The sequence below is a fragment of the Brevundimonas phoenicis genome (genome assembly GCF_047237745.1).
Classification (GTDB): Bacteria; Pseudomonadota; Alphaproteobacteria; order Caulobacterales; family Caulobacteraceae; genus Brevundimonas.
Genome location: NZ_JBDFLN010000001.1, coordinates 2193863 through 2220010, shown reverse-complemented (window position 1 = coordinate 2220010; position 26148 = coordinate 2193863). Strand labels below are relative to the sequence as shown.

27 protein-coding genes, 1 tRNA gene and 1 riboswitch are annotated in these 26148 nt (G+C 68.4%); of the genes, 23 read left to right on the top strand and 5 right to left on the bottom strand.

The annotated features are described in order from the left end of the window. The first annotated feature begins 64 nt into the window (after positions 1–64). Positions 65–253 (top strand): hypothetical protein, encoded by a 189-nt coding sequence (locus tag ABC419_RS10985; protein WP_200165389.1) that lies wholly within the window; start codon positions 65–67, stop codon positions 251–253. On the opposite strand, the gene trpE is transcribed toward ABC419_RS10985, so the two are convergent. Both trpE and ABC419_RS10975 read right to left on the bottom strand, forming a co-directional pair. Then, positions 250–1773: an anthranilate synthase component I gene (gene trpE / locus ABC419_RS10980; protein ID WP_412877472.1), complete on the bottom strand. Its 1524-nt coding sequence runs from the start codon at positions 1771–1773 to the stop codon at positions 250–252. The two genes, ABC419_RS10985 and trpE, sit on opposite strands and share 4 nt — an antisense overlap. After that, complete coding sequence (locus tag ABC419_RS10975; RefSeq protein ID WP_412877473.1) at positions 1773–3704, bottom strand: peptidylprolyl isomerase; 1932 nt, start codon at positions 3702–3704, stop codon at positions 1773–1775. The genes trpE and ABC419_RS10975 overlap by 1 nt, the downstream gene beginning before the upstream one ends. A gap of 131 nt (positions 3705–3835) precedes the next feature. Here ABC419_RS10975 and tpiA point away from each other — a divergent pair, with 131 nt between their 5' ends. The 4 genes from tpiA (at position 3836) to ABC419_RS10955 (ending at position 7056) form a co-directional block, all read left to right on the top strand. Beyond that, positions 3836–4585, top strand: a complete 750-nt coding sequence (tpiA, locus tag ABC419_RS10970; protein WP_200165383.1) for a triose-phosphate isomerase — start codon at positions 3836–3838, stop codon at positions 4583–4585. Between the two features lie 89 nt (positions 4586–4674). Next, the gene (gene secG / locus ABC419_RS10965; protein WP_223850708.1) at positions 4675–5079 is read left to right on the top strand and encodes a preprotein translocase subunit SecG; all 405 of its coding nucleotides are present in this window, start codon (positions 4675–4677) and stop codon (positions 5077–5079) included. A gap of 125 nt (positions 5080–5204) precedes the next feature. Then, the gene (gene pyrG / locus ABC419_RS10960; protein WP_412877474.1) at positions 5205–6857 is read left to right on the top strand and encodes a CTP synthase; all 1653 of its coding nucleotides are present in this window, start codon (positions 5205–5207) and stop codon (positions 6855–6857) included. Positions 6858–6927: 70 nt separating this feature from the next. Then, positions 6928–7056 (top strand): hypothetical protein, encoded by a 129-nt coding sequence (locus tag ABC419_RS10955; RefSeq protein ID WP_256375756.1) that lies wholly within the window; start codon positions 6928–6930, stop codon positions 7054–7056. Between the two features lie 22 nt (positions 7057–7078). Here ABC419_RS10955 and ABC419_RS10950 read toward each other — a convergent pair. Both ABC419_RS10950 and ABC419_RS10945 read right to left on the bottom strand, forming a co-directional pair. After that, a tRNA-Ser gene (locus ABC419_RS10950) sits at positions 7079–7168 on the bottom strand. Between the two features lie 66 nt (positions 7169–7234). Beyond that, complete coding sequence (locus ABC419_RS10945) at positions 7235–8167, bottom strand: DMT family transporter (protein WP_234287677.1); 933 nt, start codon at positions 8165–8167, stop codon at positions 7235–7237. A 137-nt stretch (positions 8168–8304) separates the two neighbouring features. Here ABC419_RS10945 and ABC419_RS10940 point away from each other — a divergent pair, with 137 nt between their 5' ends. The 6 genes from ABC419_RS10940 (at position 8305) to ABC419_RS10915 (ending at position 13896) form a co-directional block, all read left to right on the top strand. Further along, positions 8305–9216: a septal ring lytic transglycosylase RlpA family protein gene (locus ABC419_RS10940; RefSeq protein ID WP_412877475.1), complete on the top strand. Its 912-nt coding sequence runs from the start codon at positions 8305–8307 to the stop codon at positions 9214–9216. Between the two features lie 40 nt (positions 9217–9256). Beyond that, the gene (tmk, locus tag ABC419_RS10935) at positions 9257–9883 is read left to right on the top strand and encodes a dTMP kinase (protein WP_412877476.1); all 627 of its coding nucleotides are present in this window, start codon (positions 9257–9259) and stop codon (positions 9881–9883) included. Further along, entirely contained in the window at positions 9880–10860 is a 981-nt protein-coding gene (locus ABC419_RS10930) for a DNA polymerase III subunit delta' (protein ID WP_412877477.1), read from the top strand. Before tmk ends, ABC419_RS10930 begins: the two co-directional genes overlap by 4 nt. A gap of 15 nt (positions 10861–10875) precedes the next feature. Further along, entirely contained in the window at positions 10876–11661 is a 786-nt protein-coding gene (locus ABC419_RS10925; protein ID WP_412877478.1) for a TatD family hydrolase, read from the top strand. Next, positions 11658–12461 (top strand): MBL fold metallo-hydrolase, encoded by an 804-nt coding sequence (locus ABC419_RS10920; RefSeq protein WP_412877479.1) that lies wholly within the window; start codon positions 11658–11660, stop codon positions 12459–12461. Before ABC419_RS10925 ends, ABC419_RS10920 begins: the two co-directional genes overlap by 4 nt. 163 nt (positions 12462–12624) lie before the next feature. Then, positions 12625–13896 (top strand): dicarboxylate/amino acid:cation symporter, encoded by a 1272-nt coding sequence (locus tag ABC419_RS10915; protein WP_125900188.1) that lies wholly within the window; start codon positions 12625–12627, stop codon positions 13894–13896. Positions 13897–13964: 68 nt separating this feature from the next. Here ABC419_RS10915 and cobU read toward each other — a convergent pair whose 3' ends face one another. Further along, positions 13965–14486: a bifunctional adenosylcobinamide kinase/adenosylcobinamide-phosphate guanylyltransferase gene (cobU, locus tag ABC419_RS10910; RefSeq protein ID WP_412877480.1), complete on the bottom strand. Its 522-nt coding sequence runs from the start codon at positions 14484–14486 to the stop codon at positions 13965–13967. A 39-nt stretch (positions 14487–14525) separates the two neighbouring features. After that, a riboswitch (cobalamin riboswitch) is annotated at positions 14526–14734 on the top strand. 132 nt (positions 14735–14866) lie between these two features. Between cobU and ABC419_RS10905 the strand changes: the two genes are divergently transcribed. The 12 genes from ABC419_RS10905 to ABC419_RS10850 are packed head-to-tail and all read left to right on the top strand — an operon-like array spanning position 14867 to position 26145. Beyond that, entirely contained in the window at positions 14867–16825 is a 1959-nt protein-coding gene (locus ABC419_RS10905) for a TonB-dependent receptor plug domain-containing protein (protein WP_412877481.1), read from the top strand. A gap of 4 nt (positions 16826–16829) precedes the next feature. Then, positions 16830–17840: a threonine-phosphate decarboxylase CobD gene (cobD, locus tag ABC419_RS10900; protein ID WP_412877482.1), complete on the top strand. Its 1011-nt coding sequence runs from the start codon at positions 16830–16832 to the stop codon at positions 17838–17840. Continuing rightward, the gene (locus tag ABC419_RS10895; RefSeq protein WP_412877483.1) at positions 17837–18688 is read left to right on the top strand and encodes an ABC transporter substrate-binding protein; all 852 of its coding nucleotides are present in this window, start codon (positions 17837–17839) and stop codon (positions 18686–18688) included. The genes cobD and ABC419_RS10895 overlap by 4 nt, the downstream gene beginning before the upstream one ends. Then, positions 18685–19668 carry a FecCD family ABC transporter permease gene (locus ABC419_RS10890; RefSeq protein ID WP_412877484.1) on the top strand — a complete coding sequence of 328 codons (984 nt, stop codon included), beginning with the start codon at positions 18685–18687 and terminating at the stop codon, positions 19666–19668. Before ABC419_RS10895 ends, ABC419_RS10890 begins: the two co-directional genes overlap by 4 nt. Next, complete coding sequence (locus ABC419_RS10885; RefSeq protein ID WP_412877485.1) at positions 19665–20441, top strand: ABC transporter ATP-binding protein; 777 nt, start codon at positions 19665–19667, stop codon at positions 20439–20441. The genes ABC419_RS10890 and ABC419_RS10885 overlap by 4 nt, the downstream gene beginning before the upstream one ends. Next, a complete protein-coding gene (cbiB, locus tag ABC419_RS10880; RefSeq protein ID WP_412877486.1) occupies positions 20431–21378 on the top strand; it encodes an adenosylcobinamide-phosphate synthase CbiB in 948 nt (315 codons plus the stop codon). The genes ABC419_RS10885 and cbiB overlap by 11 nt, the downstream gene beginning before the upstream one ends. Next, positions 21366–22838 carry a cobyric acid synthase gene (locus ABC419_RS10875; protein ID WP_412877487.1) on the top strand — a complete coding sequence of 491 codons (1473 nt, stop codon included), beginning with the start codon at positions 21366–21368 and terminating at the stop codon, positions 22836–22838. Before cbiB ends, ABC419_RS10875 begins: the two co-directional genes overlap by 13 nt. Further along, positions 22835–23878: a nicotinate-nucleotide--dimethylbenzimidazole phosphoribosyltransferase gene (gene cobT, locus ABC419_RS10870; RefSeq protein WP_412877488.1), complete on the top strand. Its 1044-nt coding sequence runs from the start codon at positions 22835–22837 to the stop codon at positions 23876–23878. The genes ABC419_RS10875 and cobT overlap by 4 nt, the downstream gene beginning before the upstream one ends. Continuing rightward, positions 23875–24642: an adenosylcobinamide-GDP ribazoletransferase gene (cobS, locus tag ABC419_RS10865; RefSeq protein WP_234287675.1), complete on the top strand. Its 768-nt coding sequence runs from the start codon at positions 23875–23877 to the stop codon at positions 24640–24642. Before cobT ends, cobS begins: the two co-directional genes overlap by 4 nt. Then, positions 24639–25157: a tyrosine phosphatase family protein gene (locus ABC419_RS10860; protein ID WP_412877489.1), complete on the top strand. Its 519-nt coding sequence runs from the start codon at positions 24639–24641 to the stop codon at positions 25155–25157. The genes cobS and ABC419_RS10860 overlap by 4 nt, the downstream gene beginning before the upstream one ends. Continuing rightward, a complete protein-coding gene (gene cobO, locus ABC419_RS10855; protein WP_412877490.1) occupies positions 25154–25771 on the top strand; it encodes a cob(I)yrinic acid a,c-diamide adenosyltransferase in 618 nt (205 codons plus the stop codon). Before ABC419_RS10860 ends, cobO begins: the two co-directional genes overlap by 4 nt. After that, the gene (locus ABC419_RS10850; protein WP_412877491.1) at positions 25771–26145 is read left to right on the top strand and encodes a DUF1636 domain-containing protein; all 375 of its coding nucleotides are present in this window, start codon (positions 25771–25773) and stop codon (positions 26143–26145) included. The genes cobO and ABC419_RS10850 overlap by 1 nt, the downstream gene beginning before the upstream one ends. The last annotated feature ends 3 nt before the right edge of the window (positions 26146–26148 follow it).

The following is a 26148-nucleotide window of genomic DNA, read 5'->3' as shown; positions in this document are numbered from 1 at the left end:
GATTGAAAGCGGACGTTAAGCTGTCCGGGCGATACAGGAGCATCGCCATCGGAAGAAATCCGTCTTGACCCCTATCCAAGCCATTCGCGACGCCCGCGCCCTGTTGAACGAGGCCCCGGCGGAACAACCGAAACCCTTGCGCCTGCTTGCCGCAGCCGCCTTCGCCGCCATGACGGCGGTTCTATTGGCGGGGACTATGGTCGCAGGCCCCGGCGTATCGTTCGACCAGGGTTCCACGGTTTCCAATCCTTAGACTGATCCGCCGGCGCCCTGGCCGCGAGTGGTCGCGGTGAAACGCCACGCGTCCGCAGCCGCTTTCATCGGCGCGCGGGCCTTGGCCAGGGTTTCAGCATATTCGGCGGCCGGATCGCTGTCGGCGACGACGCCGGCGCCGGCCTGGACGAAGATTTGGCCCTTCGCGAACATGGCGGTGCGCAGGACGATGCAGATGTCCGCTTCGCCATTGGCCGAGATGTAGCCCACGCCGCCGCCGTAGCCGACGCCGCGCTTCTCGGTCTCCAGTTCGTCGATGACCTCCATCGCCCGCACCTTGGGCGCGCCCGAAAGCGTACCTGCGGGCAGGGCGGCCAGAAGCGTGTCCACCGCGTCCAGCTTGGGATCAGCCGTCCCGTTCACGTTGGAGACGATGTGCATGACCTGGCTGTAGCGCTCGACCACGAAGCTTTCCGTGACCTCGACCGAGCCGGGCTTGGACACGCGGCCCACGTCGTTGCGGCCCAGGTCCAGCAGCATCAGATGCTCGGCCCGCTCCTTGGGATCGGCCAGCAGTTCGACTTCCAGCGCCTTGTCCTGATCGGGCGTGGCGCCGCGCGGACGGGTGCCCGCCAGCGGGCGGATGGTGACGCGCCCGTTCTTCAACCGGACCAGGATTTCCGGGCTGGATCCAGCCAGTTGGAAGTCCACATAGTCGAGGAAGAACAGATAGGGCGACGGGTTGCCGCGACGCAGCGACCGGTAGAAGGCGAACGGATCCTGGCTCCACGGGGCTGAGAAACGGTGCGCCAGCACGACCTGGAAGATGTCGCCGGCGGCGATGTAGTCCTTGGCCCGCGCGACCATGCGGCCGAAGGCGGCTTCATCGACGTCGGAGTGGAAGTCGGGCGCGGGAACCGGCTCGACTTCGCGCTGGATCGGCAGGGGGCCGCGCAGGCGGTCCTCGAAATCCTCCAGACGGGCCTCGGCGGCGGCGTAAGCCTGGACTGGATCGCTTGCGGTGTCCGGATAGGCGGCGGCGATCAGGACGATCTCGTGCTTCACCGAATCGAAGATGGCGACCAGGGCCGGGCGCGCCATGACGGCGTCGGATAGGTCCAGCGGATCGGGATTTGCGGCGCCCAGCGGCTCCAGCAGGCGCACCATGTCGTAGCCGAACACGCCGAACAGTCCAGCGGCCATCGGCGGCAGATCGGCGGGCAGGTCGAACTTGGTCGCCGCGATCAGGGCGCGCAGGGATTCCAGCGCGGGCCGGTCTTCGGGCGTGAAAGCGTCGGACAGAACGTCGGCGCCGCGCGCGATCTCGGCCTTGCCGTCCCGGCAGCGCCAGACCACGTCCGGCGACAAGGTGACGAAGGAGTAGCGGCCGTTGACAGCGCCGCCCTCGACCGACTCGAACAGACTGGCGTAACGCCGCCCGTGACCGACCTTCAGGAAGGCCGAGACGGGGGTCTCCAGATCATCGACCAGGCGGCGGACCAGAACCTGAGGGCGGCCCGCCGTCAGGCCGGCGATGAAGGCGTCGCGTTCTTCGTGCATTACTTCTTGGCGGGAGCGGGCGCAGCCGGGGCCGCGGGCGCAGCGGCCGCAGCCTCCACGCCCAGGGCTTGCAGGGCCAGGGCCGGATCGTTGCGCGACTTGGTGCGCAAGGCGGCGGCGGCGATCGTGCGGTCAGCCAGGGTGTTGGCCAGTTCTTCGGTCAGACGCGGCCGCGCCTGCTCAGCCAGCGGTGCGGCCAGGACGGGCGTCGCCGCGTGGATGGCGTCAACGCGGCCGACCACAAAGGCGGTCTGCGACTGTGCGTCGGAGAAGACCTGGCCCTTGCTCTGGCCGAACAGGCCGCGCAGCACGCCGTCGCCGACCTGGGCCTGCGACTCGCGGCTCTGCTGCACGCCGGTGCGGACCGTCAGCGGGGCGCCGGCCTCGGCGGCCACCTTGGCGATGTCTTCGCCGGCGCGAACGCGGCCGGCCAGTTGCTCGGCCTTGGCCGACAGCAGGCGAGCATTCTCACGCAGGGTCCACTGCTGGCCCAGGGGGGCGCGGACTTCGTCCAGCGTCGGCAGGGCCGACGGGCGGATGTCGTCCAGACGGACGGCGAAATACTGGCCGTCACCTGCGTCGATCACGTCGCTCTCGCCGCCCTTGGTCAGGGCGTAGGCGCTTTCCAGAACCTGACGCGGGGCGTTCATCGGCTGGCCGTCGGGCAGTTGGCCCTGCTGGGTGAAGGGCGGCAGCTGGATGACGCGGGCCTTGGCGGCCGTGGCGGCGTCGGCCAGGTTCTTGCCTTCTTGGCGCGCCTTTTCAAACTGCTCGACCTTGGCGTAGGTCGCGGCCTTGACGGCCTCGGCCTGTAGCTCCTGGACCAAGGCGGGACGGGCGCTTTCCAGCGTCACGGCCTGACCGGCCTGGATGGAGGCGACCTTGGCCACGGTGAAGCCCAAGCGACCCTGGATCGGCGCCGACACCTGATCGGCGGCAAGGGCGAAGACGGCGGCGCCGACGGCAGGGTCGCCCACGGCGGCCTGCGGCGTGCCCTTGTAGTCGCCCAGCTGGATGTTGTTGGCCTTGGCGACCTCAGAGGGGTTCTTGCCGGCGCGCAGGTCGGCGGCGATCTTGTCGGCGGCTTCCTTGGTCGGAACGGTCAGGGTGACGAAAGTGCGCTTCTCCGGATCGGCCAGGGCGGCCTTACGGAACTCATAGCGCTCTTGAATCTGCTCTTCTGTGATGGCCGGACGCGGATCGTTCGGACCCGGCGTGAACAGCACCAGGGAGATCATGCGGAATTCGGGGCTGCGCAGACGCGCCTCGTTTTCCTTCATGAAGGCGGTCAGTTGGGCGTCGGTCGGTGCGCCCGCGCGACCGGCCATATCCTGAGTGACCGAGAACCAGCGACCGTCACGGCTTTCCAGCGCCTGGCCCGCCAGCAAGGCGGCGTAAACACGCGGTGCTTGCAGGCCGGCGAAGACAGCCGAGCCGACGTGGGCGGTGACGTACTGGTCGCGCAGATCATCTTCTAGCATCTGCGAGGTCAGGTTTTGCTGGGCCAGAGCCTGGGCGTACAGTTCCTGATCAAATTGGCCAGTGATCTGATTGAAGAAGGCCGGAATCTTGCGAATCTGGGCCAAGACCAACTCTTTTCCGGGACGGATCCCCGCCTTATAAGCCCAGTCTAGGAAGCCCAAGCGCTGGGTCTGGCTCTCCAGATATTGAACGTGCAGGTTTTCCTTGACCATGTCGTCATAGCTGACGGGGCGGCCGGCCTGTTCCTGAAGATTGGCGCGCACGCGCTCGAAATCATTGCGGAACTGCATGGAATCGACGCTGCGGTCGCCGGCGCTGATGATGTGACGCGGTCCCAGGCTGGCAAAGATATCGGATTGAGCGCCGACCACCAGGAAGCTGAGGATGATCAGGGCGAACAGGCCCCCAGCCCACTTGGACTTGGCGAAGTTGCGGAAGTGCGTGATCATCTAAGAAGAACCTGACGAGGGCCGGCGTCGAAAGGGCGCCAAGGGTTGCGTATAGGGGGTGCGGGGTCGCCGCCGCAAGTGAGGCTTGACGACATCTTGGCTTCCGCCGCCGTCGCCACTAGACAGGCCGCATGAAACAATCTGTGAAGCTGGTCGCCGGCAACTGGAAAATGAACGGCCTGGGCGCGAGCCTGGCCGAGGCTGAAACCCTCGAGAAGGCGCTGAAGGAACAGGCTGCGGCCTGCCGCGTGGCCCTGTGCCCGCCCGCCACCCTGATCGACCGCATGGCCCAGGCGCTGAAGGGCGGCGTCGTCGAGATCGGCGGGCAGGACTGCCACGCTGAAACCTCGGGCGCCTACACCGGATCGGTCTCGGCCGAGATGGTCCGTGATGCGGGCGCGGGTCTGGTGATTCTCGGCCACTCGGAGCGCCGCGCCGGATTCGGCGAGACCGACGCCGATGTCGCCGCCAAGGTCGAGGCCGCCCTGGCCGCCGGTCTGGAGCCTATCATCTGCATCGGCGAGACGCTTCAGCAGCGCGAAGCCGGGCAGGCGGTCGAGGTCGTCAGTCGTCAGGTCGCCGGTTCGCTTCCGACCTCGCTGGCGGGCAAGGCGTTCGCCGTCGCCTATGAGCCGGTCTGGGCCATCGGCACCGGCCTGACGCCGACGCTGGAGCAGATCGAGGAAGTCCACGCCGCCGTGCGCGCCGCCATGGTCGTCAAGCTGGGTGAGGGCGGCCGCGCCGCCCCGATCCTGTACGGCGGCTCGGTCAAGCCGTCGAACGCCAGGGAGATTCTGGCGGTGGCCGAGGTCGGCGGCGCCCTGGTCGGCGGCGCCTCGTTGAAGGCCGAAGACTTCCTGGGCATCATCCGCGCGGTTTGACCGCGCGCCTGAGCGTTTGCCCGAAACCTCCATCAATGTTAGAGGCGGCCGCTTGATCGGCGCGCTTCTGCGCCCACATGAATGACGCCATGCTCCAGACCATTCTGCTCGTCGCCATGATCCTGATCTCGGTCGCTCTGTCGGCCGTGATCCTGCTGCAACGTTCCGAGGGCGGCGCCCTGGGCATGGGCGGCGGTCCTTCGGGCTTCATGACGGCGCGCGGGGCGGGCAATCTGCTGACCCGCACCACGTCGATCCTGGCGATCGCCTTCTTCGTCTGCGCCATCGGCCTGACGATCGCGGGCAACTATGCGCGCGGTTCGCGCTCGGTGATCGACGCCGACGCCGTCGGCTCCATCGCCGTGGACCAGCCGCAGCAGACGGCTCCGGCTACGCCTGAAGCCGCACCGGCGACCCCGGCCGCTCCGGCCGCCCCGTCGCTGGACGATCTGGAAGCCAGCCTGCCGGCCGGCCAGGGCGCGCCCGCTCAATAAGGGCGGTCGCCGCCATCGAGTTTTGGGGAAGCGCGCCGCAAGGCGCGCTTTCTTCTTTTGATCAACAGTTGGATTTTTCCTGAGCCTCTCCGCGCAGGACGAATCATGGAGTAAGGTGTCCGCCCATGGCTCGCTATGTGTTCATCACCGGCGGCGTGGTTTCCTCTCTTGGAAAAGGCCTCGCCTCCGCCGCTCTCGGCGCTCTTCTGCAGGCGCGCGGCTATAAGGTCCGCCTGCGCAAGCTGGACCCTTATCTCAACGTCGATCCGGGCACGATGAGCCCCTATCAGCACGGCGAGGTCTTCGTGACCGACGACGGCGCCGAGACGGACCTCGACCTGGGCCATTATGAGCGCTTCACCGGCGTCTCGGCGGCCAAGTCGGACAACATCACGACCGGCCGCATCTATCAGACGATCATCGAGAAGGAGCGTCGCGGCGACTATCTGGGCGCGACCGTCCAGGTGATTCCGCATGTCACCGACCAGATCAAGCAGTTCTGCCTGAACCCGGCCAAGACGGACGGCGGCGAGGATGTGGACTTCGTCCTGGTCGAGATCGGCGGCACGGTCGGCGACATCGAGGGGCTGCCCTTCTTCGAGGCGATCCGTCAGCTGGAGCAGGATCTGCCGCGCGGCCAGTCGTGCTTCGTCCACCTGACCCTGCTGCCCTTCATCAAGACCGCCGGCGAGATGAAGACCAAGCCGACGCAGCACTCGGTCAAGGAACTGCGCTCTATCGGCATCCAGCCCGACATCCTGCTGTGCCGCTCCGAAGCCCCGATCCCGGCTGACGAGAAGCGCAAGATCGCTCAGTTCTGCAACGTCCGCCCGGACAGCGTCATTCAGGCGATGGACTCGGCTGACATCTACGCCGTGCCGCTGGACTATCACCGCGAGGGCCTGGACACCCAGGTGCTGGCCCACTTCGGCATGACGGACGCGCCCGAGCCGGAGCTGTCCGGCTGGAACGAGATCGTGCGCCGTCGCCTGCACCCGGACGGCGAAGTCACCATCGCCGTGGTCGGCAAATACACCGTCCTGAAAGACGCCTATAAGTCGCTGATCGAGGCCCTGCAGCACGGCGGCGTCGCCAACAACGCCAAGGTCAACATCGACTGGGTCGAGGCCGACACCTTCGCGGGCGATCCGCAGGCTTGCGCCGAACGGCTGGAAGGCGCCCACGCCATCCTGGTGCCCGGCGGCTTCGGCGAGCGCGGGGCCGAGGGTAAGATCGAGGCGGCGCGCTACGCCCGCGAGCGCAAGATCCCGTACTTCGGCATCTGCTTCGGCATGCAGATGGCGGTGATCGAGGCGGCGCGGAATCTGGCGGGCTATCCCAAGGCGACCTCGACCGAGTTCGGCCCGGCGGAAGAGCCCGTCGTCGGCCTGATGACCGAATGGGTCCAGGGCAATGAGCGCGTGAAGCGCGAGCAGGGCGGCGATCTGGGCGGCACCATGCGTCTGGGCGCCTACGCCTCCACCCTGGCGCCCGGCTCCAAGATCGCCGAGATCTACGGCCAGACCGACATCAACGAGCGCCACCGTCACCGCTATGAGGTGAACATCAACTACCGCGAGGCGGTGGAAGAGAAGGGCGGCCTGTTTTTCGCCGGTCTGTCGCCGGACGGCGTGTTGCCCGAGACGGTCGAGCGCAAGGACCATCCCTGGTTCATCGGCGTGCAGTATCACCCCGAATACCGCAGCCGCCCGTTCGCTCCGCACCCGCTGTTCGCCAGCTTCGTCGAGGCGGCCCTGGTGCAGAGCCGTCTGGTCTGATCACAGACGATTGTAGCGGTGTTCTCCGGATTTCGTGTCAAGTTGCCGTTAACGATTGGGAACGACGCCGATGGCCGGAGACATTCTCTACTTTCTGCACCGCCACTTTAAGGCGGTATTCGCGATCAGCCTGACGCTGGGCGTACTTCTGGCGTACGCCGTGGCTCGAATGACGCTGCGCTTGATTTTCGGGATCTGAGAAAGCCAGCCACTATCCGTAGTGGCGGACAGGGTGGGATTCGAACCCACGGTAGGCTTCCACCTACGGCGGTTTTCAAGACCGCTGCCTTAAACCACTCGGCCACCTGTCCAGCGCGACTCGGCGCGCACGCGTGCATAGCCGTAAAGCTGCATGTGATCCAAGTGGAAAGCGCGCCTTAGCTGCGGGTGGGTGCTCGACTTGAGCGGGTAACCAGCCAGATCCCGACGCAGACCAGGATCAGCGCGATCAGATAGCTCCATTTGAACATGGATTCTCCCAGGAAAACGGCGGACAGCGTCACGCCGAAAACAGGGATCAGGAAGTTGAAGGCGGCGATCAGGCCGACTGGATTGTGCTTCAGCAACAGGCTCCACACAGCGAAGGCGACCGAGGACAGCAGCGCCAGATAGAGCAAGAGGGCGCCAGATGCGGCGTTCAGCGCCTCCAGGTGGCCGCCCGTCGCCCATCCGCCGCCGGTCAGCACGGCGCCGCCGATGAATAGTTGCCAACCAGTCATGACCATGGGGTCCATCTCGCGAGAGATTCGCTTGCCATAGATGGAGGCCGCCGCCAGCATGAAGGCGGCGATGACGATGAAGCCTTCGCCCAGCAGTGTGAAATCGAATCCCAATCCTGCTCCGCCTAGATTGACGACGACGACGCCCAGGAAGCCGATCAGGCAGCCCAGAGCCTTGCGCCCGTTCAGACGGTCGTCGGCATAGAGGTAATGAGCCAGTACGACGCTGAAAAAGACGCTGGTGGCGTTCATGATCGAGGACTTAACGCCGGTGGCGTGAGCCAGGCCGATGTAGAAGAAGACGTATTGAATCGTGGTCTGCGTCAGGCCCAGCAGGGCGACTTGTGCGACCTGTCGAGGCCTGAAGCGCAGAATTGGTTTTCTGAGCGCGGCGGCGACGATCAGCAGGATCAATCCGGCCAGGGCGAACCGCCAGCCTGCGAACGCCAACTGGCTGGGAATGTCATTCTGAGCGATGTGCAGCAGGGCGTAGCCGCTTTTTACGGCAGGGAAGGCGCTGCCCCACAATGCGCAGCACAGGGTCGCAAGAACGAAGACCCCGGAGCGGGTCTGATACAGCGGTTGGGTCAAGATCTGCTTCAGGGAGAGGGAGGAAGGAGAGTCGCGACGTTCAGTCGCGCTCATAGGCGCAAACGCCACGTTAACCAAACCGGAAAACCCCCTGGCCCATAAAGGCGGCGTTTCCAGTCGGTCGGAGTACGTTGATCATGTGGGCCAGAACGTTGAAAGGCGCGATTGTCGCCGCCGCCTTTTCGACCCTGGCGGCGTGCGCCAGCCTTGGGGGCGAACGTGACGCGCCGCTGAATCCGCCCGTGGTGACAGACCCTGCGCCCTTCGTGTCCGGGACCATGCGCCCATATCAGGTGCGCGGGCGCTGGTATCACCCGAAGGAACAGCCCAACTACGATGAAACGGGGCAGGCGTCGTGGTACGGCGCATATCATCATGGACGCTCGACCTCGACCGGCGAGCGTTTCGACATGAACGCCCTTACGGCTGCGCACAAGACATTGCCCCTGCCCAGTCTGGTCGAAGTGACCAATCCTGCGAACGGTCGTCGAGCGATCCTGCGCGTCAATGACCGCGGGCCCTTTGTGGATGGTCGGATCATTGACCTTTCGCGAGGCGCGGCGGAGGCGTTGGGGTTGCTGAACCAGGGCGTTGGCGAGGTGCGGGTCCGCTATGTCGGTCGTGCGCCGCGCCAGGGCGGCGGAACGCCGATGCAACGCGCGGAGGCGTCGCCGCCACGCTCAACCCCGGTAGCGACGCGAGGATCCGGGCCGCGTCCTTATTATGAAGCTGCCGCTGTTGAGCAGCCTTCATCGGTTCCGATGCCGCCGCCGCTGCCGGCTCAGCCTGTTCAGCCGTATGTGACGCCGGTCGCCACGTCGCCTGCCGCGGCCTATTGGGTTCAGGCTGGCGCCTATGCGGACAGACGTGGAGCCGACGAGGTCGCACGACGTCTTGGCGACCGTGCTTCCATCCAGAACGTCGATCGCAACGGCCGCCCCCTGTTCCGTGTCGTCGTCGGCCCCTGGCCCGATGCGACCGCCGCCGAACGCGCGCGCCAGGCCGTGATTACGCGTGGTTTCAGCGACGCCCTGTTGATAGGCGGCTGACGGGTCTTGCGTCCATCGCCCGGGTCGCCATTGTGCGCAGGTGCAGCGAGGCAGATTCATCACGTTCGAAGGCGGCGAAGGCGCCGGCAAGACCACTCAGGCGCGCCTGTTGGTCGAGCGGCTGCGCGCTGCGGGTCTGGACGTGATTCAGACGCGCGAGCCTGGCGGTTCGCCGGGGGCGGAGGAAATCCGCAACATCGCTGTTTCGGGCGAGGCCGACCGCTGGTCGCCCCGCACCGAAACGCTGTTGATGTACGCCGCCCGTTCCGACCATCTGGAGCGCACCATCCGTCCGGCGTTGGCTGCGGGCTCTTGGATCGTCTGCGATCGCTTCGCCGATTCGAGCCGCGTCTATCAGGGAGCGGGCGGCGGCGTATCTGAAAGCCTGATCGAGGCGCTGGATGCGGCGGTGGTTGATGGCGATCAGCCGGACCTGACCCTGGTGTTCGACCTGCCGGTGGATGTGGGGCTGGAGCGCGCCTTCGGCCGTGGACTGTTCGAGACTCGGTTTGAATCCAAGGGCGTGGCTTTCCATCAGAAGTTGCGTGATGGCTTTCTGGATGTCGCCGAACGTCATCCCGACCGCTGCGTCGTCATCGACGCCAGGGGCGAGGTGGACGAGGTGTCCGAACGCCTTTGGGCGGTGGTGGAGGCGCGGCTGCTTTGAGCGAGCACCCGCGCGACCGGTTCGATCTGATCGCGGACCTCAAGGCCGAGGAGGCCTTTCTGGACGCCCTGGATCGTGGCCGTCTCCATCACGCATGGCTTTTGTGCGGGGGCGAGGGATCGGGCAAGGCCAGTTTCGCTTACCGCGCCGCGCGGCGTCTGCTGGGCGCGGCGCCCGACCTGTCGCGCGGGCCGCTGGGCGCTTCGCCGCATGATCCGGTCAGCCGTCTGGTTTCGGCCCAGTCGCATCCTGATCTGCTGGTGCTGGAGCGTCTGGTCGAGGGTGGCAAGCAGAAGAAGTCGATCTCAGTCGAACAGGCGCGTGATCTGCCCGAGTTCTTCGCCAAGAGCCCGTCTCAGGCGCGGCATCGGGTGGCGATCATCGACGCTGCAGACGACCTGAACGTCAATGCCGCCAACGCCTTGTTGAAAATTCTTGAGGAACCGCCTGAAAGCGGTGTCCTGTTCCTGGTGACGCACGCGCCGGGCCGTTTGCTGGCCACCATCCGGTCGCGGTGTCGCCGTCTCAGCTTTCCCGTCTGGTCTGAACATCGGCTGGCGGAACTGGTTCTGCAGCGTACGGGCGTTTCGCCGTCCGAGGCGGACGAGGCCGCGCGCATGGCCGGAGGTTCGCCGGGCGCGGCCCTGGATCTGGCTTCCGGCGCCATGTCCGAGACAGATCGGTTGGCGCGCGCCTGGGTCGAGGGCGGCGCCGTGGACCGCGCTGAGCAATTGGCTGTCGCCGACGGTTTTCGCGGGGCCGAGGGGCAGGCGCGATTCGAGGCCCTGATGGATCGGTTGATCGCGGCGGTGAAGCGACGAGCGGTCGAGACCGGCGGACGTGAGGGCGCGCAATGGGCTGAGCTGTGGGGACGGTTGTCGGAACTGCCGGATCGCGCGGCGGGTCTGAACATGGACAAGGGAGATGCTCTGGCCGGCGCCCTGTCTGATATCGCCCGCGTCAAGGCATCTGTATGAGAGCGTCCGCCTGAAATGATCATCGACAGCCACGTCAATCTTCACGCGCCCCAGTTCGACGAGGACCGCGACGCCGTGATCGATCGCGCGAGAGAGGCGGGCGTGCGGCTGATGGTCGAGATTTCCGACAAGCTGTCCACCTTTGAGGCTACGCACGCCCTGGCCATGAACAACGCCGACATCTGGTGCACGGTCGGGGTCCATCCGCATGAGGCCAAGGATTACGCCGGGCTGACGGCTGACCGTCTGGTCGAACTGGCTCAACGTCCGCGGGTCATCGGCATCGGCGAGTGCGGACTGGATTTCCACTACGACCTCAGTCCGCGCGATGTTCAGGCGGCGGTGTTCCGCCAGCACGTAGAGGCGGCGCGTCGCACGGATCTGCCTCTGGTGATCCATACCCGCGAGGCGGATGGCGTCATGGCCGACATCCTGCGTGAAGAGCAGGCCCGCGCGCCGTTCAAGTTCCTGATGCACTGCTACACCAGCGGGATGGAACTGGCGGAACTGGCGATGGACTTGGGCGGCTGGTTCTCAGTCTCCGGCATCGCCACCTTCAAGGCCGCCGAGGAGGTGAGGGAGGTCATCCGGCGCATGCCAGAGGATCGCATCATCGTCGAGACGGACTGTCCCTATCTGGCGCCGATTCCGCATCGGGGCCGCCGCAATGAGCCGGCCTATGTCGGCCTGGTGCTGGCTAAGCTGGCCGAGATTCGGAGCTGGTCGCCCGAACAGGCGGATCGCCTGACCACCGACGCTTTCTTCAACCTGTTCGACCGCATCCCAAGGCCTGCGGAATGAGTGAGCTTGAGATCGTCATCCTGGGGTGCGGCTCATCGGGCGGAGTACCGCGCGGCGACGGCGACTGGGGCGACTGTGATCCGGCCGAGCCGCGCAATCGGCGCACGCGCTGCTCGTTGCTGGCCCGCCTTCACGGCCCCGATGGCGTGACCAGCGTGGTCATCGATACCTCGCCCGATTTCCGTCAGCAGATGCTGATGGCGGGAGTCCGCCATGTTGATGGCGTTCTTTATACCCATGACCATGCAGATCAGACTCACGGCATTGATGATCTGCGTGTTTTCGCCGCCCATGCCCGGCGACGTATTCCCGCCTGGATGGATGAGACGACTCGCGCGGCTCTGACGCGGCGGTTCGACTACATCTTCGAGAGCCAGCACGGCTATCCCGCCATCGTCGAGGCAAGATCGGTTCCATCGCACGGCGAGGTCTGGAGCGTGACCGGACCGGGCGGCGATCTGCCCGTCGTCACCTTTGATCAGGCGCACGGGCCGATCCATTCAGTCGGTTACCGGATCGGCGGCCTGGTCTATTCCAGCGATGTATCTGACCTTGACGAAGCGGCTCTGAATGCGGTGCGCGAGGCTGATTTGTGGGTTCTGGACGCTCTTCGCTATACGCCGCATCCGACCCACGCGCATGTCGACAAGGCGCTGGACTGGATTGCGCGTACGAGAGTGAAGCGGGCCGTGCTGACCAATCTGCACATTGATTTGGATTACCAGCGGTTGAAACGCGAGCTTCCGGCTCATGTTGACGTCGCCTACGACGGTTGGAGCGACCGGCTGTCGTTGGCTTAGGCGCGCATCGGCGTCTGATCCGACATGGATCGTCGGGAGAATATGTGATGGGCGACGACGTTTTTATCGTTTATTCGCTGCTGCCTGAATTGCGGCGGGTGGGGGCCCTCCATTGGTACAACGGCGATGACGGGGCTCCCGTCACGCGAGCCTGGACGACTGTATGAAACGTTTGTTCGCTTACTTCATCATCGGGGCGATGGTGCTCGGGGTGTTGACGGGCTGGGGCCTGAACCACTTCCTGACCGCAGACCAGGCGTCGTCGGCGGCGTCGAACCTGAATCTGATCACCGACGTCTTCCTGCGCCTGATCAAGATGATCATCGCGCCGTTGGTGTTTACAACCCTGGTGGCGGGCATTGCGCACATGGAGGACGCGGCCTCGGTGGGACGGATCGGCGTCAAGACCATGACCTGGTTCATCGGCGCCTCGATCGTGTCGCTGGTGCTGGGCCTGGTGATGGTCCAGCTGCTGCAGCCCGGCGCGAACATGCATCTGCCCGAAGCCGTGGCGGCCAGCGCGCCGGCGGCTTCGACGGACGCCTTCTCGCTGCATGGCTTCATCACCCATCTGGTGCCGACCTCGATCTTCGACGCCATGGCCAAGAATGAGATTCTGCAGATCGTCGTCTTCTCGGTCTTCGTCGGAACGGCGGTCGCGGCCCTGGACGACAAGGCGCCGGCGGTGCTGCACCTGGTCGAACAGGCCGCCTCCATCATGCTGAAGGTGACCGAGTTCGTGATGAAGCTGGCGCCCTTCGCCATCTTCGCCGCCCTGGCCTCGACTATCGCCACCCAGGGTCTCGAGATGCTGGGCACCTACGCCAAGTTCGTGCTCGGCTTCTACGGCTCCATGGGCGTGCTGTGGGGTTTGCTGTTCCTGGCCGGAGCCGTGGTGCTGGGCAAGCGGGTGATCCCGCTGTTCCGCGAGATCCGCACCCCGACCCTGCTGGCCTTCTCGACGGCCAGTTCGGAAGCGGCCTATCCGCGGATCCTGGAGGCCCTGCCCAAGGTCGGCGTGCGCCGCCGTATCGTCAGCTTCGTCCTGCCGCTGGGCTATTCGTTCAATCTGGACGGGTCGATGCTCTACTGCACCTTCGGCACCATGTTCATCATGCAGGCCCACGGCGTGCAGCTCAGCGTGTCGCAGCAGATATTCATGCTGCTGCTGCTGATGGTGACGTCCAAGGGGATCGCCGGCATTCCGCGCGCGTCGCTGGTGGTGATCATGGCGACCCTGACCTACTTCGGCCTGCCCGAGGCGTGGATCGCCATCGTCCTGGGCGTCGACCACCTGCTCGACATGGGCCGCTCGGCCACCAACGTCGTCGGCAACTCTGTCGCCGCCGCCGTGGTCGCCAAGTGGGAAGGCGAGCTGGATGACATGCCCGAGGCCGACGGGCAGGACGGCCAGGCGCAACCCGCCACCGTCTGAGCGGGCTCCGGCTGTTCAAGATCAGGGCGTGGAGGAAACATCCTTCACGCCCTTTTTCGTAGCCGCGTTCAGAGGCGTTGCAGCGGCAACCCCATGCCTGCCGCGATCAGCCAGGTTTCGTCCGCCAGGGCAGCGATTCGCTGGTTCAGACGGCCAGCCTCGTCTCTGAAACGGCGGCCCAGAGGGTTGTCCGGCACCAGAGACCACCCGACCTCGTTGCTGACGACCCATAGACGCGCTGGGCAGACGGCCAGGGCCTGGGTCAGGTCGTCGACGGCGGCGGCCAGGTCGCGCTCGGCCAGCATCTGATTGCTGAGCCACAAGGTCAGGCAGTCGACCACCGCCACATCCTCGACCGACAGGGCGCGCACGGCCTCGGCCAGATCCAGCGGCGCTTCGACTTGGCGCCAGCCCTGGCCGCGTTCGGCCTGATGGCGGGCGATGCGGTCGCGCATCTCATCATCGAAAGCCTCGGCGGTGGCGATGAATACGGGCGAGCGGCCCGCCGCCTCGGCGGCCTGTTCGGCCTGTCGCTGGGCGTAGCCGCTCTTGCCGGAACGGGCGCCGCCGAGAACCAGGCTTAGGGTCATGCGTCGTCTCTCCGGTTGACCTGAACCGCACGCGGTCCTACTGCCACGGTCGCGTCAGGTTCCCCGAAAGGGGATTGAAAGGGAACGGAGTGTGAAACTCCGGCTGTTCCCGCAACTGTAAGCGGCTAGCCCGCGCGTCATACGCCACTGGCGGTCCGGAAGGCCACGGCCTGAACGACTGCTGGGAAGGCGACGCGCACCGGCCTTGATCCGCGAGCCAGGAGACCTGCCTGTCGCCGTCGTTCTCCGTGCGGTCGGGATGTGCCGGGCGGTCGAGGCAACTCGTGTGACGACAGTCGTAAACCAGCCGCGTCAGCGGCCGCCTTCGCTCATCCGGGCGACGGGCGGTCCGGCGCGGCGTCGTCATATGGAGACCCGGAATGAACCGGACCGCATTCGCTACCCTGGCCGCCGCCAGCCTTCTGGCCGCCGCTCCCGCCTTCGCCGTTGAAACCGTCGATCAACAGGCCGTCGCTCCTGACGTGGCGGGTCGCGCTGGCGCCACCGCCGTCGAGGACGTGGTCGTCACCGCCAACCGCTCGGCCCAGCCTATCGAGCGCGTCGGCGCCTCGGTCACTGTCCTGACCCAGGCCGCCATCGAGGCGCGCCAGACCCCGGCCGTGGTCGAACTTTTGGCCCAGACGCCCGGCGTCAGCTTCACTCGCAACGGCGGCCCGGGCACGGCGACCACCCTGCGCATCCGCGGCGCGGAAGGCCATCACACCGTGGTCCTGATCGACGGGGTCAAGATGAACGATCCGTCCTCGACGCAGGGTGGAAGCAATTTCGGCAACCTGCTGATCGGCGACACCGCACGTATCGAGGTGCTGCGCGGCGCCCAGTCGACCCTGTGGGGCAGCCAGGCCATCGGCGGCGTGGTCAATATCGTCACGGCCGAACCGACCGAAGCCCTGCAAGGCAGCCTCGACGCCGAGGCCGGCGCGCGCGGCACGACCTATTTCCGCGGCGGGATCGGCGGCGCCAACGAGCGCCTGAGCTGGCGTCTGGCGGCCAGCCGCTACGACACCGACGGCTTCTCGGCCTTCGCCAAGGGGACCGAGGATGACGGCTACACCAATACCGGCCTGTCCGGCCGCCTGAACGTCAAGGTGACGGACGCGGTGTCCCTGGACCTGCGCTCGGTCTGGTCCAGCGGCCGCAACGATTTCGACGCCTTCAACGGCGACAGCCGCGAATACGGCAAGACCCAGGAGCTGGTCGCCTACGCCGGACTGAACTTCGACCTGCTGGACGGCCGGTTCCGCAACCGCATCGGCTACGCCCACACCGACACGGACCGCCGCAACTTCAACCCGGACAACAAGGTCCAGACCCTGACCTTCGACGCCGAGGGCCAGAACCGCCGCTGGGAATACCAGGGCGCCTTCGCCTTCACCGAGGCGCTGAACGCGACCTTCGGCCTGGAGCACGAGAAGTCGGAGATGAAGACCCGCTCTCCCGGCGACTGGAACCCGAACCCGGCCTTCGGTCGCGGCGAAGCCGAACTGAACAGCGCCTATGGCCAGGTTCAGTGGACGGTGCTGGACGGCCTGACCTTGACCGGCGGCCTGCGCTATGACGACCACGCGCAATATGGCGACAACCTGCTGGGCCAGGTCGCGGCGGCCTGGGCCCTGAACGAGGGCGATACGGTGGTGCGCGCCAGCTGGGGTCAGGGCTTCCGCGCGCCGGGCCTGTATGAGCTGTACAGCGAGTACGGCAATCTGAACCTGCAACCGGAAGAGTTCGACAGCTGGGAGATCGGCGTCGAGCAGCGCCTGTTCGACCGCGCCGTCGTCTCGGCGACCTACTTCAACCGCCAGGCGGACAATGAGATCCGCTACAATGGCTGCTCGACGCCCTCGACGGACCCGCTGTGCACCGTCAACGGCGCAGGCCGCTGGGGCTATTACCGCAACGTCCAGAAGACCGAGGCGCAAGGCGTCGAACTGGTCGGCCGCGTGGATGTGACGGAGCGCCTGAACGTCAGCGCCAACTACACCTGGACCGACGCCAAGAGCGCCTCGGGCGCCACGGACGGCAAGCGTCTGACGCGCCGTCCCGAGCATATGGCGAACTTCGCCGCTGACTACGCCTTCACCTTCGGTCTGAAGACGGGCGTGGCGGTGCGTTACGTCGGCGAGACGTTCAACAACGACACGAACACGGTGAAGGTCGACGCCTACACCCTGGTCGATCTGCGCGCCTCCTATCCGATCAACGACGCCCTCGAAATCTACGGCCGGATCGAGAACGCCTTCGACGAGGACTATCAGACGGTCCTGAACTACGGCGCGCCGGGCCAGGGCGTGTTCGGCGGCGTTCGCGTCCGGTTCTGATGCGATGAAGGACGCCGCGTTCCTGACGACGGCGACCCGGCACGGCGGCGGCCTGATGACGGCCGCCGCCGTCTATCCCGACGCGCCGCAGCCCTGGCTGGACCTGTCCACGGGGATCAATCCCGAACCGTGGCGGGGACCGCGCGCGTCGGAGGAGGCGCTGAACCGCCTGCCCGATCCCGCCGCCCTGGCGGCGTTGGAGGCCGTCGCAGCGGCCGCCTTCGGCGCTTCGCCCGAGCGGACGGCGGCGGTCGCGGGAGCCGAAGCGGCGATCCGTCTTCTGCCCCTGTTGCTGGGCGTGCGGGCGGTCGAGGTCGTCGGCCCGACCTACGGCGCCCACGCCGAGGCCTGGCGGGCGGCGGGCGTGGCGACGCGCCTGATCGCGCCCGATCAGGCGGCGGCCTCGCAGGCGGGCGTGCTGGTCGTCGTCAATCCGAACAATCCCGACGGCCGCCTGATCCGGCGGACCGATCTGATCGCCATGGCGCAGGCGCGCTCCAAGGCGGGGCGCTGGCTGGTGGCGGACGAGTCCTTCATCGAATGCGCGCCCGGCGACAGCGTGTCGGACCTGGCCGAGCCGGGGCTGATCGTCCTGCGCTCCTTCGGCAAATTTTATGGTCTGGCCGGGGTGCGGCTGGGCTTCATGCTGGCGGCGTCCGAACTGATCCGGCGATTGCGCGCGCTTCAGGGCGACTGGCCGGTCGGCGCCGACGCCTTGACGCTGGGGCTGGGCGCCTATGCCGACGAGGCCTGGCGGCGCCGGACCGAGGCGGCCCTGGCCGAGCGGGCCGATCAGCTGGACGACCTGCTGGCGCGGGCGGGGTTCCAGATCATCGGCGGGACCAGCCTGTTCCGCATGACGCGCACGCCCCACGCGGCGCGCTGGTTCCAGCACCTGTGCCGCGCGGGCGTCCTGACCCGGCCGTTCGACCACACGCCCGACGCCCTGCGCTTCGGCGTTCCGGCCGAGCGCGACTTCCCCCGACTGCGACGCGCGCTGGAGACCTTCGGATGAGGGCGAGCCGGCGACAGGCGTTGGCGGGCGCGGGGGCCATGCTGGTCGCCGGACCGGCTGCGGCCAACACTGCGCCGCGTCGCGTGGTGTCGCTGAACGCCTGCCTCGACGCCGTTCTGGTCCACGTCGCCGACCGGGGGCAGATCGTCGCCCTCAGCCACTATGCGCGCGAGCCGGTCGGCTCGACCATTTCCGAGGTGGCCAAGACCCTGCCCTTCACCTGGGAGACGGCGGAGGAGGTCATCGCCCTGCGCCCCGACCTGGTGCTGACCAGCCGCCACAGCGCCCTGGCGACCCGCAATGCCCTGGGCCGCCTGAACATTCAGACCGAGCTGTTCTCGGTGCCCGACAGCGTGGCGGCCAGCCTGGACCAGGTGCGCGAGGTCGCCCGCCTGGTCGGTCGTCCGGCGCGGGGCCAGGCCCTGATCGCGCGCATCGAGGCCACCATCGCCGCCGCCGCCCCGCCGCCGGGATCGGCGCCGCTGACGGCCTTGATCTATCAGCCCAACGGTTTCGCCGCCGGGCGCGGCACCTTGATGGACGAGATGATGACCCGCGCCGGTTTCGAGAACGTCGCCGGCCGCTATGGCCTAGGCAAATGGGGCAATGTCCCGGTCGAGCGCCTGCTGGCCGACCCGCCCCAGGTGCTGCTCAGCGGCGTGCCGGTGCGCGGCTCGCGCACCTGGGCCGACCGGGTGATGCGCCACCCGGCGCTGAAGTCTCTGTCCGGACGGATGGTGCAGGCGCAACTGGAAGAGAAGCTGCTCTATTGCGGCGGGCCGGTGCTGATACAGACCGCCGCCGCCCTGGCGCGCGCGCGCCGTACGGCGCTGGAGGCCCTGACATGACCCTGCCGCGTCCCCTGGTGATGATCGGGCTTCTGCTCCTGATCGTCGCCCTGTCCGTCGCCAGCATGAGCGCGGGCCGCGTCTGGATTCCGTGGAGCGACTGGGCGAGCCAGCGCGGCGATCCCGCCTGGGCCATCCTGTTCGAGCTGCGCCTGCCGCGCACGGTGCTGGCCCTGATGGTCGGGGCGGTGCTGGGCCTGACCGGGGCGGCGTTGCAGGGCTATACGCGCAACCCGCTGGCCGATCCGGCGATCCTGGGCGTCTCGACCATGGCGGCGCTGGGGGCGGTGCTGACCTTCTATCTGGGCGCGGCGGCCAGCGCGCCGTGGGTGCTGCCGGTCGCGGCCATGGTCGGGGCGGGGATCGGCGTGCTGTTGCTGCTGGCCCTGGCGGGGGCGACCAGCAGCGTCGTCACCTTCATTCTGGCCGGGGTGGTGATTCAGACCATGGCCGGGGCGGGCGTGGCCCTGGCGCTGAACCTGGCGCCCAACCCCTGGGCGGTGAACGAGATCGTCAACTGGCTGATGGGGTCGCTGGCCGACCGCAGCGTGGTCGAGCTGAGGCTGGCGGCGCCGGGCATGATCCTGGGCTGCCTGCTGCTGTTGACCCAAGGGCGGACGCTGGACGCCCTGACCCTGGGCGAGGCGGGAGCGCGATCGCTGGGGGTGCGGCTGGACGTCGGGCGGATGATGCTGGCGCTGGGGGCGGCCCTGGCGGTCGGTTCGGCGGTGGCGGTGACGGGTTCGATCGGCTTCGTCGGCCTGATCGTGCCGCATCTGCTGCGGCCCCTGATTGGCGCGCGTCCAGGCGGCCTGCTTCTGCCCTCGGCCCTGGGCGGGGCGGCGTTGACGTTGGCGGCGGACATTCTGGTGCGGCTGACGCCCGCCTCGACCGAGATCAAGCTGGGCGTGGCCATGGCGGCCCTGGGCGGCCCCTTCTTCCTGGCCCTGCTGATCAGCATGAGAAGGAAGCTGGCATGAGCATCCTGAGCGCGGAGAACCTGTCTGTCCGCCTAGGCGACAAGGCGGTGCTGAACGGCGTCGACGCCGCCTTCGCGCCGGGGCTGGTGACGGCGATCGTCGGACCGAACGGGGCGGGCAAGTCGACGCTGCTGGACTGTCTGGCGGCCCTGCGGACGCCTGACGCGGGCCGCGTGACGCTGGACGGCCGAGCCTTGCGCGACCTGCCCGCGCGCGCGCGATCACGGCGCATCGCCTACCTGCCCCAGAACGCCGAGATCGCCTGGGCGGTCGAGGGGCGCACCTTCGTCGGTCTGGGCCGTACGCCCTACGTCGGCGCCTGGGGTTTAAGGGCGGACGATCGCGCCGCCGTGGATCGCGCCATGGCCGTGGCGGGGGTGGAGGGGTTCGCCGACCGCGTCGTCTCGACCCTGTCGGGTGGCGAGCGGGCGCGCGTGCTGATCGCCCGCGCCCTGGCCGGAGAACCGCAATGGCTGCTGGCGGACGAGCCGCTGGCGGGCCTCGATCCGGGTCATGTGCTGGACGCCTGCGACCTGTTCCGGCGGCTGGCGGACGAAGAGGGGCGGGGTGTCGTCCTGACCCTGCACGACCTCGACGCGGCCCTGCGCGTGGCGGATCGGGTGATCGTCCTGGCTGAGGGACGCGTGCTGGCCGACGCCGCCCCGGTCGAGGCCCTGTCGCCCGAGGTGCTCAAGACGGCGTACGGCGTCGAGGCGCGCACCCTGGACGGCGCGCGCGGCCCGGTGCTGGAGATGGTCGGCCGTGCCCGTTAGCAGCCTGCCCACGCCCTGGATCGTCGCGGGCGCCCTGCTGGTCGAAGGCGTCCTTGGTTGGCCCCGGCGCCTGTCGCATCCGGTGGCGTGGATCGGCGCCCTGATCGCGGTGCTGGAGCGGCGCTGGAACAAGGCGAAGCGGCCCGAAGGCGCACGCCGCATCCTGGGCGTCGTCACGGTCCTGATCCTGATCACGGTCGCAGGCGGGGCGGGCTGGGGCGTACAGGCGCTGGCCGCCGCCTCGCCGTTTTGGCCGGGGGTGGCGTTGATGTTGGTCTGCGGCGCGACGGGACTGGCGGCGCGCAGCCTGTTCGACCACGTCCGCGCCGTGGTCCGACCGCTGAAAGCGGGCGACCTGCCCGCCGCGCGTCTGGCGGTCGGCATGATCGTCGGCCGCGACGTCGATGCGATGGACGAGGGCGAGGTCGCGACCGCCGCCCTGGAAAGCCTGGCCGAGAGCTTCTGCGACGGCGTCGTCGCGCCGGTCTTCTGGTTCGTGATCGGCGGCCTGCCGGGTCTGTTCGTCTATAAGGCGATCAACACCGCCGACAGCATGATCGGCCACAGGGAGCCGCGCTGGCGAGCCTTCGGCTGGGCGGCGGCGCGCACCGACGACGTGATGAACTGGATCCCGGCGCGCATCGCGGGCGCCCTGATCGCTCTAGGGGGCGCAGGCGGTTGGCGCATCATGTGGCGCGATGCGGGCAAGCACGCCTCGCCCAACGCCGGGTGGCCCGAGGCGGCCATGGCGGGCGCGCTGCGGGTTCGACTGGGCGGGCCGGTCCGCTATGACGGCGTCATGACCGACCGACCTGTCTTCGGCGACTGGGCGCCGCCGTCCGCCCATGATCTGAAACGCGGGCTGAAGGTTTACGGCCTCGCCTGCGCCCTGTTGCTGATGCTGCTGATCGGCGGGGGCTTCGCATGGCCGCGCTGATGATCCAGGGCTGCGGCTCGGACGTGGGTAAGTCGGTGCTGGTCGCCGGGCTGTGCCGCGTCTTCGCCAATCGCGGCCTGAAGGTGCGGCCGTTCAAGCCGCAGAACATGTCCAACAACGCCGCCGTCACCGCGCCCGATCAAGCTGGCCGCATAGGCGAGATCGGCCGCGCCCAGGCGCTTCAGGCGCTGGCCTGCCGCACGCCGGCGACGGTCGACATGAACCCCGTCCTGCTGAAGCCGCAGAGCGACACCGGCGCCCAGCTGGTCGTGCGCGGTCAGGTCGAGGGCGTGTGGCAGGCGGCGGGCTATCAGGACCGCAAGGCCGCCCTGCTGGACGTGGTGCTGGAAAGCTTCCGTCGCCTTCAGGCCGAGGCCGATCTGGTGATCGTCGAGGGGGCGGGCAGTCCGGCCGAGACCAACCTGCGCGCCGGGGACATCGCCAACATGGGCTTCGCCCGCGCGGCGGACGTGCCGGTGGTGCTGGTCGGCGACATCGATCGGGGCCATGTGATCGCCTCTCTGGTCGGCGCCCATGCGGTGCTGGATGACGAGGATCAGGCGATGATCCGAGGCTTCATCATCAACAAGTTTCGCGGCGATCCGGCGCTGTTCGATCAGGGGCGGGCCGAGATCACGCGGCGCACGGGCTGGGCGGATCTGGGCATGGCGCCGTGGCTGGCGGATGCGCGGGCGCTTCCGGCCGAGGACGCCGTGGTGCTGGAACGGTCGGGCGGCGCGCGCGGCGGAAAGGTGCGGATCGTCGCGCCCATGCTGTCGCGCATCGCCAACTTCGACGACTTCGATCCGCTGAGGCAGGAGCCGGGCGTGGACTTCGGCTTCGTGCCGCCGGGGCAGGCCCTGCCGGGGGATGCGGACCTGATCATCCTGCCGGGGACAAAGGCGACGCTGGCCGATCTGGCCTTCCTGCGCGCGCAGGGCTGGGACGTGGACATCGCCGCCCATGGGCGACGCGGCGGGCGGGTGCTGGGCGTGTGCGGCGGCTATCAGATGCTGGGCCGGACGATCAGCGATCCCGACGGCGTCGAGGGCGTGGCGGGTTCGGCGCCGGGGCTGGGCCTGCTGGACGTCGAGACGGTGCTGGCGGGGGCCAAGACCCTGCGTCGGCTCGCTGGAAGGCTGACGCCCTCGGGTGCGCCGGTCGAGGGCTATGAGATCCACGTCGGCCGCACCGACGGCCCGGATACGGCCCGCCCGGTCGCCGTGATCGACGGGGCGGCGCATGGGGCGCGCTCGGGCGACGGCCGGATCGCGGGCCTCTATGTCCACGGCCTGTTCGACCGGGCCGAGGCGCGGGCGGCCCTGCTGGCGGAGGTCGGGGCCGCATCCGACGGCGTGGATCAGGGCGCGCGGGTGGATCAGGCGCTGGACCGCATCGCCGCCGTTCTGGAAACCCATTTCGACATTCCGGCTCTGGCCCGGATCGCAGGACTGACATGACTGAGCTGACCGACCTTTTCTCCGTTCCGCCGCTGGATCAGGGGCTGCGCGCGCCGCTGCGACAGGCGCTGGACGGCAAGGCCAAGCCGGTCGGCGCCCTGGGACGGATCGAGGATCTGGCCCTGACGCTGGGCCTGATCCAGCAGACCCTGCGCCCGACCGTGACGCGGCCGGTGCTGCTGGTCTTCGCCGGGGATCACGGGCTGACGCGCTCGGGCGTGGCGGCCTATCCGGCGGGCGTGACGGTGGCCATGGTCGACACCCTGCTGACAGGGCGGGCCAGCGCCAACGCCTTCGCCGGGGTGGTGGGCGCGCAGGTGCAGGTGATCGACGCGGGCGTCGCCGCCGACCTGTCGGAGCGCGCAGGCCTGATCCACGCCAAGGTCGCGCCGGGCACGAAGGACGCCTCGGTCGAGCCCGCCATGGCGCCCGATCAGGCGCAGGCCGCCCTGCTGGAAGGCGCCGCCATGGCGCGGGCCGCCATCGACGACGGCGCCGATGTGATCGCGCTGGGCGAGATGGGCATCGGCAACAGCGCCTCGGCGGCCCTGCTGATGCACCGGCTGGCGCCCGCGCCTCTGGCCGACTGCGTGGGGCAGGGGGCGGGGCATTCGCCCGAGGGCATGGCGCGCAAACAGGCCGTGCTGGCCAGGGCCGCGGCCCGGTCGGACGCGACGGCGCCGATGGAGGTGCTGACCCAGTTCGGCGGCTTCGAGATCGCCATGATGGCCGGGGCCCTGCTGGGCGCGGCCAAGGCGGACGCGCCGGTCATCGTCGACGGCTTCATCGGTTCGGCAGCGGCCCTGCTGGCGATCCGGCTGGCGCCGGAGGCGCGCGACTACTGCATCTTCGCCCACGCTTCGGCCGAGGCCGGGCATCGTCGGATGCTGGAGGCGGTCGAGGCGCAACCCCTGCTGGGCCTCGACATGCGGCTGGGCGAGGGGACGGGCGCGCTGCTGGCGGTGCCGCTGCTGAAGGCGGCCTGCGCCCTGCTGTCCGACGTGGCCGAGTTGAAGGACGTATTGGAGGCCGCGCGATGATCGGGCGCGAGGCGCGACTGTTCGTCTGCGCCCTGCAGTTCCTGACGCGCCTACCGACGCCGTCGCTTCGTGATTTCCAACCCGAGTGGATTCAGCAGAGCGCGCGCTGGTTCCCGCTGGTCGGGCAGGTGGTGGGCCTGATCGCGGCGGTGATCCTGTACGGCGCGGCGCAGGTGTGGAGCCCGTGGATCGCGGCCCTGCTGGCCGTGGCGGCGGGCGTGGCGATGACCGGCGGCTTCCACGAGGACGGGCTGGCCGACACCGCCGACGGTCTGGGCGGCGGCCAGACGCGGGCGCGGCGGCTGGAGATCATGAAGGACAGCCGCCTCGGCTCATACGGCGCGCTGGCGCTGGGGCTGACGCTGGCGTTGCGGGTCGCGGCGCTGGCGATGTTGGTCGCCGTCTCGCCGTGGATGGCGGCGGCGGCGCTGGTGGCCTCGCATGGCCTGGGCCGGGCGGCGGCGGTCGGGGCGATGGCGCTTATGCCCTATGGCGGCGACCCCGGCATGGCCAAGGAGGGCAAGCCGGACCGGGCTTCGATCGCGGGGCTGGCGGTGGCGGTGCTGGTCGCCCTGTGGCCGCTGGCCCTGCTGCCGGTCGCGGCGGGCGTGGTCGGTGTGGCGACGGGGCTGGTCGTCGGCGCGGTTCCGGCGTGGCAGGCGCAGCGGCTGATCGGCGGGCGCACCGGCGACGTGCTGGGCGCGGTCGAACAGATGTTCGAGGTCGGCTTCCTGCTGGCCGTCGCCGGATTTCTGGCGGCATGAGGTTGATCGTCTCGTCCCTGCCGCAGGTCGAGCGGCTGCTGGCCGCGCATCAGCCGTCGCATCTGGTGACGCTGGCCTCGCCGGGAGCGGAAGCGGCCTTTGACACCGAACACCGGCTGGACCTGCGCTTCAACGACATCGCCGCTCCGCGCGAGGGGCTGGTCGCGCCGTCGCTCGAACACGTCGAGGCCCTGATAGAGTTTGCGCAGGGATGGACCGGCGCACGGCCCCTGTTGATCCACTGCTGGGCGGGGGTCAGCCGCTCGACGGCGGCGGCCTATGTCGTCGCCTGCGCCCGCACGGCGCCGGGGCGCGAGGGTGATTGGGCCGCGCGTCTGCGAGACGCCGCGCCGACCGCCACGCCCAACCCCCTGATCGTCGCCCACGCAGACCGCCTGCTGGACCGCGGCGGCGCCATGGTCCGCGCCGTCGAGGCCATCGGCCGGGGCGTCGAGACCGACTGGGGCGCGCCCTTTGAACTGGACCTGACCGCCGAAGGAGACGGCCGCCGATGAACGACCCGCACGACGCCGAACTGAACGCCCGCCACGCCGAGAAGATGAAGCGCATCCAGGCCGCCCGCGCCCGGATGATGCAGTCAAAGACCGTCGAGCGCGGCCTGGTCATCGTCCACACCGGGACGGGCAAGGGCAAGTCGACGGCGGCCATGGGCATGGTCTGCCGCATGATCGGCCACGGGATGAAGACCTCCATCATCCAGTTCATCAAGGGGGCGATGGAGACGGGCGAACAGACCCTGTTCGACAACTTTCCCGATCTGGTCGAGATGCGGCCGATGGGCGAGGGCTTCACCTGGGACACCCAGGACCGCGCCGCCGACATCGCCAACGTCCGCAGCGCCTGGGAGGCCGCCAAGGCCCGCATCATGGACCCGGAATGGAAGATGGTCGTCTGTGACGAACTGAACATCGCCCTGCGCTACGACTACCTGCCGGTCGAGGAGGTGCTGGAGGTTCTGGCCGCGCGTCCGGCCGACACCCACGTCGTCATCACCGGCCGCAACGCCCCGGACGCCCTGATCCAGGCGGCCGATCTCGTCACCGACATGCAGATGGTCAAGCACCCGTTCCGCAGCGGGGTGAAGGCCCAGGCCGGGGTGGAGTTCTGATGACAGAGGCGACGGCGCGACTGATCGTCTGCACCACCTGCCGTCTGTCGTCGGACGAGCCCGTGGACGCGGACGGCGTCTCGGGTGGGCGGTTGCTGCTTCAGGCCGTGGCGGCGGCGGCTGAACGCGCGCCCGAACTGCGGGTCGAGGAGCAGGCCTGCCTGTGGGCCTGCCGCAGCCACTGCACCGTCTATCTGGCCCAGGGCGGCAAGCCAGGCTACCTAGCCGGAACCTTCATGCCGACCGCCGACGCCGCCGAGGCCATCGTCGATTTCGCGCGCCGCTACGCCGCCAGCCCGGACGGCGCCGTGCCCTATCGCGACTGGCCCGAGGGGATAAAGGGCCACTTCATCGCCCGCCTGCCTACGGTCTAGAGC

Coding starts and splice junctions, on each gene's coding strand:
- trpE (WP_412877472.1), bottom strand. CDS start 1,773: ATGCACGAAGAACGCGACGCCTTCATCGCCGGCCTGACGGCGGGCCGC.
- ABC419_RS10975 (WP_412877473.1), bottom strand. CDS start 3,704: ATGATCACGCACTTCCGCAACTTCGCCAAGTCCAAGTGGGCTGGGGGC.
- tpiA (WP_200165383.1), top strand. CDS start 3,836: ATGAAACAATCTGTGAAGCTGGTCGCCGGCAACTGGAAAATGAACGGC.
- secG (WP_223850708.1), top strand. CDS start 4,675: ATGCTCCAGACCATTCTGCTCGTCGCCATGATCCTGATCTCGGTCGCT.
- pyrG (WP_412877474.1), top strand. CDS start 5,205: ATGGCTCGCTATGTGTTCATCACCGGCGGCGTGGTTTCCTCTCTTGGA.
- ABC419_RS10955 (WP_256375756.1), top strand. CDS start 6,928: ATGGCCGGAGACATTCTCTACTTTCTGCACCGCCACTTTAAGGCGGTA.
- ABC419_RS10940 (WP_412877475.1), top strand. CDS start 8,305: ATGTGGGCCAGAACGTTGAAAGGCGCGATTGTCGCCGCCGCCTTTTCG.
- ABC419_RS10925 (WP_412877478.1), top strand. CDS start 10,876: ATGATCATCGACAGCCACGTCAATCTTCACGCGCCCCAGTTCGACGAG.
- ABC419_RS10920 (WP_412877479.1), top strand. CDS start 11,658: ATGAGTGAGCTTGAGATCGTCATCCTGGGGTGCGGCTCATCGGGCGGA.
- ABC419_RS10915 (WP_125900188.1), top strand. CDS start 12,625: ATGAAACGTTTGTTCGCTTACTTCATCATCGGGGCGATGGTGCTCGGG.
- cobU (WP_412877480.1), bottom strand. CDS start 14,486: ATGACCCTAAGCCTGGTTCTCGGCGGCGCCCGTTCCGGCAAGAGCGGC.
- ABC419_RS10905 (WP_412877481.1), top strand. CDS start 14,867: ATGAACCGGACCGCATTCGCTACCCTGGCCGCCGCCAGCCTTCTGGCC.
- cobD (WP_412877482.1), top strand. CDS start 16,830: ATGAAGGACGCCGCGTTCCTGACGACGGCGACCCGGCACGGCGGCGGC.
- ABC419_RS10895 (WP_412877483.1), top strand. CDS start 17,837: ATGAGGGCGAGCCGGCGACAGGCGTTGGCGGGCGCGGGGGCCATGCTG.
- ABC419_RS10890 (WP_412877484.1), top strand. CDS start 18,685: ATGACCCTGCCGCGTCCCCTGGTGATGATCGGGCTTCTGCTCCTGATC.
- ABC419_RS10885 (WP_412877485.1), top strand. CDS start 19,665: ATGAGCATCCTGAGCGCGGAGAACCTGTCTGTCCGCCTAGGCGACAAG.
- ABC419_RS10875 (WP_412877487.1), top strand. CDS start 21,366: ATGGCCGCGCTGATGATCCAGGGCTGCGGCTCGGACGTGGGTAAGTCG.
- cobT (WP_412877488.1), top strand. CDS start 22,835: ATGACTGAGCTGACCGACCTTTTCTCCGTTCCGCCGCTGGATCAGGGG.
- cobS (WP_234287675.1), top strand. CDS start 23,875: ATGATCGGGCGCGAGGCGCGACTGTTCGTCTGCGCCCTGCAGTTCCTG.
- ABC419_RS10860 (WP_412877489.1), top strand. CDS start 24,639: ATGAGGTTGATCGTCTCGTCCCTGCCGCAGGTCGAGCGGCTGCTGGCC.
- cobO (WP_412877490.1), top strand. CDS start 25,154: ATGAACGACCCGCACGACGCCGAACTGAACGCCCGCCACGCCGAGAAG.
- ABC419_RS10850 (WP_412877491.1), top strand. CDS start 25,771: ATGACAGAGGCGACGGCGCGACTGATCGTCTGCACCACCTGCCGTCTG.